Origin of the sequence: Peribacillus sp. NPDC097198 (assembly GCF_044762055.1) — a bacterium.
In the GTDB taxonomy this organism is placed as follows: domain Bacteria; phylum Bacillota; class Bacilli; order Bacillales; family DSM-1321; genus Peribacillus.
In genome coordinates this window covers 1-10574 of the sequence record NZ_JBIWDO010000024.1, presented here as the reverse complement: position 1 = coordinate 10574, position 10574 = coordinate 1, and the positions used below count along the sequence as shown (strand labels likewise).

At 35.0% G+C, this 10574-nt stretch carries 9 protein-coding genes; 7 read left to right on the top strand and 2 right to left on the bottom strand.

The window, feature by feature from the left end:
• Positions 1-251: 251 nt before the first annotated feature.
• Positions 252-680 (bottom strand): type II toxin-antitoxin system death-on-curing family toxin, encoded by a 429-nt coding sequence (locus ACIQXQ_RS20725; protein ID WP_402959881.1) that lies wholly within the window; start codon positions 678-680, stop codon positions 252-254.
• Positions 681-896, bottom strand: coding sequence for a hypothetical protein (locus tag ACIQXQ_RS20720; protein WP_402959879.1), 216 nt, complete (start codon positions 894-896; stop codon positions 681-683).
• Between the two features lie 1649 nt (positions 897-2545).
• Here ACIQXQ_RS20720 and ACIQXQ_RS20715 point away from each other — a divergent pair.
• The 7 genes from ACIQXQ_RS20715 to ACIQXQ_RS20685 all read left to right on the top strand — a co-directional run bounded on the left by ACIQXQ_RS20715 (position 2546) and on the right by ACIQXQ_RS20685 (position 10540).
• Positions 2546-3193, top strand: a complete 648-nt coding sequence (locus ACIQXQ_RS20715) for a hypothetical protein (protein WP_402959878.1) — start codon at positions 2546-2548, stop codon at positions 3191-3193.
• A gap of 404 nt (positions 3194-3597) precedes the next feature.
• Complete coding sequence (locus ACIQXQ_RS20710; RefSeq protein WP_402959876.1) at positions 3598-4176, top strand: MerR family transcriptional regulator; 579 nt, start codon at positions 3598-3600, stop codon at positions 4174-4176.
• 656 nt (positions 4177-4832) lie between these two features.
• Complete coding sequence (locus tag ACIQXQ_RS20705) at positions 4833-5678, top strand: hypothetical protein (RefSeq protein ID WP_402959874.1); 846 nt, start codon at positions 4833-4835, stop codon at positions 5676-5678.
• A gap of 180 nt (positions 5679-5858) precedes the next feature.
• On the top strand, positions 5859-6524 hold the full coding sequence (locus ACIQXQ_RS20700; protein WP_402959872.1) for an AbiTii domain-containing protein: 666 nt from the start codon (positions 5859-5861) through the stop codon (positions 6522-6524).
• A 355-nt stretch (positions 6525-6879) separates the two neighbouring features.
• Positions 6880-7410 carry a tyrosine-type recombinase/integrase gene (locus ACIQXQ_RS20695; RefSeq protein ID WP_402959870.1) on the top strand — a complete coding sequence of 177 codons (531 nt, stop codon included), beginning with the start codon at positions 6880-6882 and terminating at the stop codon, positions 7408-7410.
• Positions 7411-7719: 309 nt separating this feature from the next.
• The gene (locus tag ACIQXQ_RS20690) at positions 7720-9543 is read left to right on the top strand and encodes a hypothetical protein (protein WP_402959868.1); all 1824 of its coding nucleotides are present in this window, start codon (positions 7720-7722) and stop codon (positions 9541-9543) included.
• 562 nt (positions 9544-10105) lie between these two features.
• The gene (locus tag ACIQXQ_RS20685) at positions 10106-10540 is read left to right on the top strand and encodes a hypothetical protein (RefSeq protein WP_402959866.1); all 435 of its coding nucleotides are present in this window, start codon (positions 10106-10108) and stop codon (positions 10538-10540) included.
• Positions 10541-10574: the final 34 nt, after the last annotated feature.

Genomic DNA, 10574 nt, shown 5'->3' with positions numbered 1-10574 from the left:
AAGTACAGTCCAATCCCTAATAGGGATGGCAAGCACAGTATATACGGCACTGTCGTTTTAGCACCCACAGTGGGTGCTTTTTTATTGTTTTTTTACCCAAATCGTAAAATTCGATTACAATTAAAATACCTACAAGTTGAGTGATATCAAGGTCTGGGCATGGAAGACTTTGATATATAATTTGAACATTTTATTGATATCAATTTGGGCAAACGAAAAAACCCTCTGGTTTCCTTTTCATGGCATTCGCCTTAAAGGTCAGAGAGTTCATCATAGTCAAGAGTATAGGGACGTGTATTCTGTTGTATCCATTTTTCAATAACCTCCAGATTTGGTCTGGTTTCATGGTTGGCTATTGTCAAACAATAATTATATAGTTCATCTTGGTCTACTACAAACTGAAACCCGTTAAACTTTAGAAATAAATCGGTAGATATGAACGCGGCTCTTTTATTTCCATCTGCAAAGCAATGGGAGATAGTAATTTTGTATAAATAGACTGCTGCTTTTTTAAATAGTCCAGGATATTGTTCTTCTCCCCAATAGATGGTCTGTGGTTCGATTGCACGCTTCTCTACACATGGATGGTCTAATCCATAGGTAACTCCGCCAAACTCTTCAAAACCTTGCTTATGGGCTTCAGTTATATCCTCTTGTGTTAGATAAAATATTTCTTCCACTTATGAACGAGAAAGACGTTGCAATGCTTCACGATTTTGTCGAATCGTTTGTTTAATAAGAGCATTTCGCAATTGGTCACGTTTCATTTTCTTTTGTTGAAGTGTTTGCATAGTCTCCAACTCCTTTTCGATTACTGCCATATCATCTTCACCTGTTCCATCATTGTTTTTTGGATTGTCAGATAACTTGTCCAAATCTTTTTCATCTTCGGTCATACGCTCACCTCTTATTGGGAATATATTCCCAATATGGCCGAGTATGCCTTCGATTTATACTCAATAGTAGCAAAATGTGTTCTAGGTGTCTACAAATTGTCTACAAACTAGTTAAATAACATTCGACAATTCTTCCATTCTAATTATCAAAAAAGGGGGAGATTATTCTTTACCCTTTCCCTTTTTCTTTAAACGACTAAATAATAGAATTGGAAGATATATAAGGTATATAAGGTATATATTATCATTATACACTTTTTTTAATAGGGGAAACTTCCTTCTTGTTTTGGAAATACCCTTGGCATAAAAGAAAGCAGAAAAATGGCGATTTTTGGGGTGCGATAAGCAAAGAAAATTTGAGTATTGGGAAGAAAAAAAGCATCCATATTGGTTTGCTTTTTTTTCTTGGTTTTTTTCACCCAAATCGTAAAATCTGATTACAATTAAAGTACCTACAAGTTGAGTGATATCAAGGTCTGGCATATCGCTATGCGATATGCTAAAGGAATATAGAGATTTTGGGGCGATATTCGATTTTTTGCGAAGCAAAAATCGGATGAGCCTTTGAAAATTGTCACCAACAATTTTCGTTCTCTATTCTTTTAATCTTTTGATCTTGATTACTTGGCTTGCGCAAATGGATCACCAAATCCATTTGCAAATACACAAATCCATTTTAATTAGCATGTTCCTTGAACCTAACCATTCAAGAGATTCATGTACTGATATGGGATCAGGTCACCAACCTGTGAAATTATCTTTGTCCGACGCGTCGTGCGTAGAGATGCGCTTGCGATGTGTCAACGAGGGCTGTCAACGAAAGTTGGCTTCTACTCAATAATTTTTCAAGTAATATGGGCGACACAGAAATAATGTAAATGACCAATTCATTTATGTTCGTCATTAAAGAAGTGGTAAGTCCTTTGGGACAAATCCATAAGACGGGGTGGCGGAAACGCTACGACGTTTTGGAGTGCGGGGAGGGTAACTAATCTCTATCTTTCGAGAGTGATCTCGGATGGTATATTGGTGTATGTCTGGAAACGGGCAACCTAAATAGCTCAACCGTAATAAGTACACATTTGGATGTGTATAACGGGGTCTGACTGGCTGTTCATACAGTTGAAAGATCCTTACTCCTAAATGATTCACGAGACGTATTTTGACCGTAATTTCTATGACTTACAGTTTCCAACTGAAACCGAGAAATCGGGTAGTAAGGTGGGTTTTCTATATTCTACCACTGGTCTTTTTTAGAGATCTGGAGGAACTGTAACGAGAAAACGTGACGTGATGATTAACTTTAATGTACTAATGTGGGAAGTCGTAGTGGGGTCTTGCTATTGATTTGGGTGGTACCGAATTGATGTAAGATTGCCGACGATTGGAGCAGACCTGATTAGACTTTGAGAACAATTGCTGCGGTGGTGGTTGTTCGAATCCAATAAGGTGTACGGGTGGTGCCGTTACTTAGGATGGTCGAAAGGGAGAAGGGTTACGTTAAAATGGATGGTGCTATGGTGGCATCAAAATGTGTTTTTTCAACTGGCTTAGCCTGACGGGGGACTGCGGGCGTGGTGGCCTGTGGGATGAAACCAAATGGCGGGAGCTAGTTCATTGTTTTTTTAATCATCGGGAGGTGACGTGAGATGAGCGAAAAGTATTTAATAGGTAACTGGGTTAGTTTTGTTCAACAGATTCAACACCTAGTATCAAGAGGATATGGCGAGTTTTGCCTGATTAAGTATCCTGAAAAAAAAGCTGAAAAATTCCTAAAAATAGATCGAAAATTAATAGATAAGTACGATGCAAATTTGAACAAAGACAAATCTTATTACAACAAGAAACGCAAACTATGTAACTTCAAATTTTTACGGTGGAATGACGTTGGGATCATACTAAAGACTAAAGGGGATGTAAAAGATGGAATCATTGTTGATGATGTATTTTTAAGTGTCAAAAAGAAAAAAATCCAAGTTCATGTTGGAGAAACTATGACGTTGAATATTGGATATGATGGAAAAGGAGCTGTCACAGTTTTCATAGACAATGAGTCCTTTAAAATTGTGAAGGCTACAGCTGCGTCTTACATAGATTCTAGTGAATACAATAAGGCAATCAATACATTTAACAATCTGAACGGCCTGCCGTCTTGGGGAGGCATTGTTAGTCAAAAAATCAAGATGAAGGATCACCTTGTCAAAAAGATGAAAAAACAACTGCCACAAGAAAAAGTATATGTTTTTTCTAAGAAGATGATTATCAATACTAAACGTACGGCTGTAAAAGTTTTTTAGTTTCTATTTCGTTTCTTCGGTTGATGGTGAGTGATTATGATTAAGTGACTTCCTTATGGAAATTACTTTGATTGTGTAACGCTAAAACGAAGACGATAAAATACCAAAAGACCACACCTTTCAAGGTTGGTCTTTTTTTGTGATTTATAGAGGTAAATTGAGATTAGGTTTCAAAATCTTACCTACCCTTGTGGTGGGTGTTTTTTTTTATTTTCAAAAAAAAAAAGACCCATTTTTGTGCACACTTTTTGTACACATGACAGGGTAACATTAGTTTTCGTTGTTTTTAATAGGGTGGAAATGTTGACATAACAACGTTTGTTAGCTTAAATATGAGTTAACAGTTAGCCTTATGTAAAGGAATTATTAGCCTTACATTAATTAATAAAAAGGGGAGGATTCTGATGAAATACATACAAGAAATTTCGAGAGAATTAGGTCTGAAACCATACGTCCTTCGTCGTTGGGAAGAGTATGGTTGGTTGGGTCCAGATCCAGTCATGAAGGATCCTGGGAACAATAATTCTAGGTTGTATAGTGATACTCAACTAGAAAGGATTTACTATATTAACCACAAGATAAATGAACAAAAGGAGAAAGGAATTCAACGAACTGATAAACAACAAATGGACCGATGGCTGCTCGACAATTTCGGTGGGGAAGTGGTCGAAATTGAAAAACAGGAAATTGAGTTTACACAGGTACTTCCTGGGTCGATGGATTCTTTGATAGAGGTGGTAGTTAACCAGAATAAGAAACTATTAGACCTAGAGTCAATGGTCAGAGAACAGTCAAAACGACCTAATCCGAAGGATTATACAAATGATTTTGAAGAAATGAAACAGCAACTGGCTTTTAGCCAGGAAAGAGAAGAGAAGTTGATCGGCTTAATTGAAAAATTGCAGGAAAAGGTGGAAGAAAGTGAAGAAAACAGGAAAAAACCAGAAAAAAAAGGGTTTTGGAGTAGGCTATTCGGTGATTGAGCCGAATAGCCTTTTTAGTGATCAGTTGAGATTAAGGTTACCAAAGTCGTCAAAACCTTGGCGTTTCTGCTTTTTTTTGAGAATCAAAAAAAATGACCCCTGTTTTATTGTTTATTTTAATTAACATAATTTAAAATAATATTAAAAATAAAACGCATTAAATAAAATAATGTAAAAAATGATTACATTATTTTATTTAGTGATAAAATAATTTTACATAATTAAAAATAACTTAAAAATAAAATAATATTAAAAATAAATAATGTTGTATTTTATTAACGTTAATTAAAAATAACGATAAAATTATATTGTAATTATTATTTTTTATTGTGTTTTTTTAATTTTAATTATAAAAATATAATGTTTAGTATATTAATAAACATAAAATTAAATAACGTTATTTAGGTTTTCTGTTATATTTTATAACGTTATTAAAAATAGATAAAATCTCTTTAAAATGACTATTTAAAGGTATTTATAACGTTAGTTATAAATGAAACATTATTTTTTATAATATTATTTTTTTTAATGTTATAAAAAATAATGGTAAAGAAACTAGTATTTTAAAAAAATATAATGTAAAATTAAAATAACAAAGAAGGATAATTTAATGTTTGCGAGAATTATATAATAGAGAAGAAAAGGGAGGAAAAATAATGACACAGTTCAGTATTGAAAGTTTAAGAGAATTACTGAAAAACAACGGTTTTGATGGAAAAACGATTGAAATCGAAGTTGAGAAGGCTTTAGCCATTGAAAACGAGAGAAAAAGACAGGAAAAAGAAGAAAACGAAAAAGTCAAAACGACCGAACAAGCTGCGACGTATTTAGGTCAAAATCTGAAAGGGAAATGGGATGGTCAAAAGGTCCGTCGTCTCATGAGGGAAGGGAAGTTAGACCCTATTGAGAGACCCGAAAAACGTGTCCAGAAACGTGGTCATCGGTTCCATATAGATGAACTAAACAAATACATAAAACAACACAAAATGAGTCGTGAAGAACTGTTGACTGAAAATATAGAGTTGAAAAAGAAGATCGAGGAGTTAGAAAAGAAACTGTCTGGGTTCACCCAGGACCCCGTAACAGAAGAGAAAACGTCGGTAGGGTTAATACCCACGGAACCTTCAGAAAGTCCAAAAATGGACGGTTTACGGACGTCAGAAACAACTGATTTGGAACAGGTAGACGTTAAAACGAAAAAAAATGAGGAAAAAACAGATTCTGCTAACCTGGTCATCTCCAAAATGGAGATCGTTGGAGAAGAAGGCCTTCATCTCTACAAAATTAAGTTTCTATTGAACAAAGAGGTTAGGTTTGGATTGGTCTCGGATGATACGAATGAAGAAAACCCAATGATCCAGTTCGTTGAGTTATGGGACGAAAATCGTACGAAAGTCTATACATTCGGGTCTAACGAGGAAGATAACCAGTATCTTGAATCTATCTCATTCAAAACAGACAAAAATGTGAAAAGAAAAATAAGTGGATTCAAGAAAAACTAGAATAATCAGTTTTAAAGGGTAGATAATTCATCTAGAAACAGCAAATTAGTAAGAGTTGTCTTAATTGAAAGATAAGCTGGATGCTTCAGTTAAATATTTCCACATTGCTTTATGAATGGGTATAATTAGACTTGTATATTACAGAAAAAGGAAGGAATTGATAGGATGGGACGAAGTAAATTGTTAAAAGATGTGGTAAATGGAAAAGAAAGTATTGAAAGTATTTTTTTGAGATTAAAGGTTATATTAACTGACCTTCACAATGAAGCTATTATGGAATGGGTTAACGGAGAATTAAAAGGTTATAACGATTCAAAAGTTCCTGAATATAGAAGACTTACAGGGCGTCTTGCGGGGGATTATATTGTAAATCATCACGCTAAGTATACCGATGCAGTTGTTCCTTTAATAGGTTTACTACCTAGTGAGGAAATTGATAGGTTCAGATTATTAGAAGTTGATATGAGTATCGGAGCAATTCAAAATCTATTAAATGGAGAGAATCGAGAGAATCTTTCGAAGATTATTCCTACTGAAATATGTCACGCAATTTCAACAGACGAAATCCAAATACTTGGAATGAATGCAAGATTTGCATCTACACAGCTTGATGAAATTGTTTCTAATGTAAAAGCGAAACTAGTGGAAATAGTCATGGAATTAGAAAAACAATTTGAAAATCTAGATGACTTAGATATAAAGGATCAGGTAGAGAATTCTGCTTCTAAAAAAGAAAAAGTCACTGTTAATATTGAACAAATAATTTATGGGGACTCAATAGAGGTAGGAGATAAGAATAAAATCAATAAGTCTAGATTGGGTCTTTTTGGTGGTGGCAGACAATAACTATAAGAATTGGAGATAAAAATAAAATTAAAGATTCATTTATTGGTCAGCAATATACTTCCAATAATGGTAGCGATAAAGAACCAGAAAAGAAAAAATCATTCGCTGAAAAACATCCCGTTTTTGTTTCTTTTTCTCTTTCAATAATAGTGGGAATCATCTTACTCTTTTCATTTTGGGGAAAACTAGTAGAATGGGTGGAAAGTTTTTTTTAATAACTGGTAGCTTGGATTCTTCACTTTACATAAATGAATTTATGTAAAGTGAAGAATCCTTTTGTACCAAGGAAGGTTTTTTATTTTTTGTGTTGAACTAAAAAACGTAAAGTAGAGTTTACGAAAAAGGAGTGATTTCAATGGTTTGTGTACCTATAAAAGATCCAAAGATCGTTAAGGAAATGATGGAGGTACTTGACGGTCGACAAAATGGATTTATATATTCATTGTATTTTGAATTCGGCCTGTCGACCGCGCTACGGGTTTCTGATATTTTATCCTTGAAAAAGAAGGATATTAAGGACGGGGTTGTGTATATCAAGACCCAAAAGACGGGAGTCGTGAAACACATCGGATTAAACGATAAGTGTCGAAGTAAGATGGAAATGTATTTGGAGATGAAAAAAGATGATGATATCATCTTCGACTTTACTCGTCAGTGGGTTCATCAAATAATCAAGTGGGCGGCCGACCAGGTCGGTTTTAATAAGTCATTGGTGTCTTGTCATACCACTAGAAAAACCTCGGCTTGGCGGTTTTATGAAAAATCAGGATTTGATATCGTCAAGACTGGTCAACTCTTAGGACATAAATCTTCAACAGAAACCAGAAAGTACCTAGGAATCGACGAAGAAGAGGTGAATGAGTTAAATATAACCATTGAATGGTGAGGGTTTTTTAAAGGTTTTCCTTGGTTCTTCCGTAATCTATTAAAAATACATAGGAAACTAGTAAAAATGTCGATATGATGGTATTATTTGAGAAAATAAGTTTCATACATAGAAAAAGTACGAAAAAAAGAACTAGTCCGTGTTTTGGTCGACGAGGACTAGTTCGGGTGAGACCTCAAAGTCTCTTTGATATGTGTTTATAATAATAAGATTGACCGAAAAAGTCAAGAATTCCTTTTTATTAATAACATTTGTTGAGGTCTCCCCATCAAAAGTCTGTATAGACCATTGAGAGGGGGATTTTTTATTATGGGTAAATTATCAGAGGCATTTGATTTAACTGAAAGACAATGGGGTTTTTCGTTTTTTGAAGAACAAAAATTAAAAATAGAAGAAATCAAGAAGAGCTCGTGGGGAAATCGAGATCATTTGAACCAATTAGGGACATTGATTGAAGATATGAAGTGGCATGATAAACCGATACGTTTTTTCTCTCCGTTAAAACAGATGGAATTGTATTTCGGGTGGATGAAGGACGGAGTCGGTGATTATAGGACACGAAGAATCATCGGAGCCAAGTTGGATGATTATTTTGTACCGATTAACGAAGAAGAATATGAAAAAATTAAAAACGAAGGAAAAAAAGAAATTCGTTTTAAAACAAAACACGCTTTGGAATTTGATTTGTCTTCGGTCCCAGTCGACCATCCTTACCATTTTGGTTGCATGTTGTCTATGTACCCAGAAGAAAGCTATATTGATTGGGTAGTGAATGGAGACGAGTCGAAAAAAGAATTCGTTTCTCAATACGGAACGATCAAAGAAATTAAGATCCCGATGGTAAAACAAAGAAAAATGACACACAAATTTTATACTCCGTCAAAGGCTAAGAGGTTTATTGTGCGTGATTTTAAAGGAAAAAAAGATAGTTACTACAATACGTCCATGACGTATCAGATACCGTCAAAAAGGGACTTTAGAAGATTGGGTGAACGTGTTACTGAATTCTGCTTGCTGTTCTCTGAAATCGACTTTTACAAAGAAAAAGCCTATAAGCATATGAAACAAAAAGATGTATTGCAGTTGATCTATAAAGAATTAGATGAACACGGATTCCCTAGACCAACAGAAGTCGTATACCCAAGGGGTTTACATTTGGTTTGGAAGATTAACCCAATCCCTTCCTACAGGTCTTGGGAATGGGTAATGATGCAGAAAAAAATTCACTCTATCTTGAAACCATTTGGTTCGGATGCGCAAACGGTAACGGATAAGGTCCGATTACTTCGACTAGTGGGGACCATACATAGTAAAACAGGTAAAAAAATTTGGGGTCAATCGTACACGGACGATCGTTATTCGTTTGACGAATTAATAGGAAAATTCTGTTCGGAAGAAGTAGAAAAAGAGAAGAAAAAACGAGAAAAAAACAGGAAGAGATACGAAAAATCGCTAGAAAAAAAATTCGAAGTAATTGAAGGCGGAAAACGCGTTCTGAAGCAGGCTAGCATTAGTAAGGAAAAACCCTTACATGACAGTAACTACGTCGGAAATATCATCCATGAAAAATATAGAAGAGATTTAGTCCATTTGATTAATCTTCGTGAAGGGAACATGGACGGTTATCGTGAATTCTGTTGTTTCTTGATGAGATACTGGACTCTCTGTATCACAGACGGTCAGACGGTCAAGGCTATTCGTGAAATGGAAAAACTCTATTATTCTATGGATATAAAGGGAGATTATACATTACAAGAAATAATTTCTTACACGAAAAGCGCGGAGAGAGGCTTTAAATTATGGAAAAAGAACTGGCGTAATGGCTACAGTTACAGAAACGATACGTTGGTTGAGAAATTAGATATTACGAAGGAAGAACAAAAATCCATGTGGATCATGATGGATGAGGAAGAAACCAAGAGACGTGAGAGAGAAAGAGATTATACGAAGAAGAAAGAAAAGAGAAAAGCTTCTGGTTCTGTTGGTAATGATGAACTAAGGGAGGAAATCATTCGTGTGACAGAAGAAAACCCAGGAATGAAATCGTATAAAGTCGCGGAATTGGTGAAGAAAAAGATGGGGAAATGTAGTAAGAATACGGTTGAAAAGGTTTGGGCTAGAGAGACAAAATAAAAATTGTCACTTTTGTCCCCCCCTAGATTACTACTTCTAAGGTATAAAGGTTTTATGTAGTTAGGGGTTGTAGGTTCTTAAGGGTTTTTTTAGCTACTTTACCAACTAGCTTAGCTGGTCAAGTAGCTTTTCTTTTACCCTAAACATTAGCCTAATATTTAGGCACTTTTATGGTGTTTGAGAATGACAGTCCCGTAGCGGGTAGCGATTCCACAGTGGACGAGGAGTCCACGAGGACCTTGATCTTGGGTTTAGTCAAAAGAAAAAACAAACAGATGTCCACTATTACAAACATAATCTGTGTGAACCTGGGAATTTGGTTAGGAGAATAGTAAACAGCTATTCGTTCTTCTTTTTTAAACGATAAAGACAAAAAAAAGAACCACTCCTCCTCCCAAGATGGAAACGGTTCTTCTTCTAATGAAGATTTATGATTAGATTATACACTTTTTTAACAGGGAGACACCAGGTCGGGCTTTAACCTCTTTATCTGGACGGATATGATGCAGGATTATCTATTTGATTTACCGAATGATGTACTAAGAACCAGGAGGGTGATTAAATGGATATATTAAAACTACTTCAAGAGAATCCAAAGGCATTTAACGTAATTGAACCACCTAAAATACAACATGTAATCCAAAATAAAGACTATTTGAATGCTGCTGTTGAAGATTACCTTAAAGACCAGGAAGAAAGACAACAGGAGGAAGCAGACTATAAAAAATCTCTCTTGAATTCCATACAAGGAATTGAAAGGAATACTGCTTTGTTAATGGAAATGACACATCTTCTTCAAAAAAGTAATGATAAACAGGATGAAACTTTTGAGTTGATGGTTGAAATACTAGAGATTATGAAAAGTAAAGATCAGGACGAAGCAAATTCTAAATTTATGAATGTTATAGAAAAAATCAAGACTTTTACGGATAATGCAAGTACAGTCCAATCCCTAATAGGGATGGCAAGCACAGTATATACGGCACTGTCGTTTTAGCACCCACAGTGGGTGCTTTTTTATTGTTTTTTTA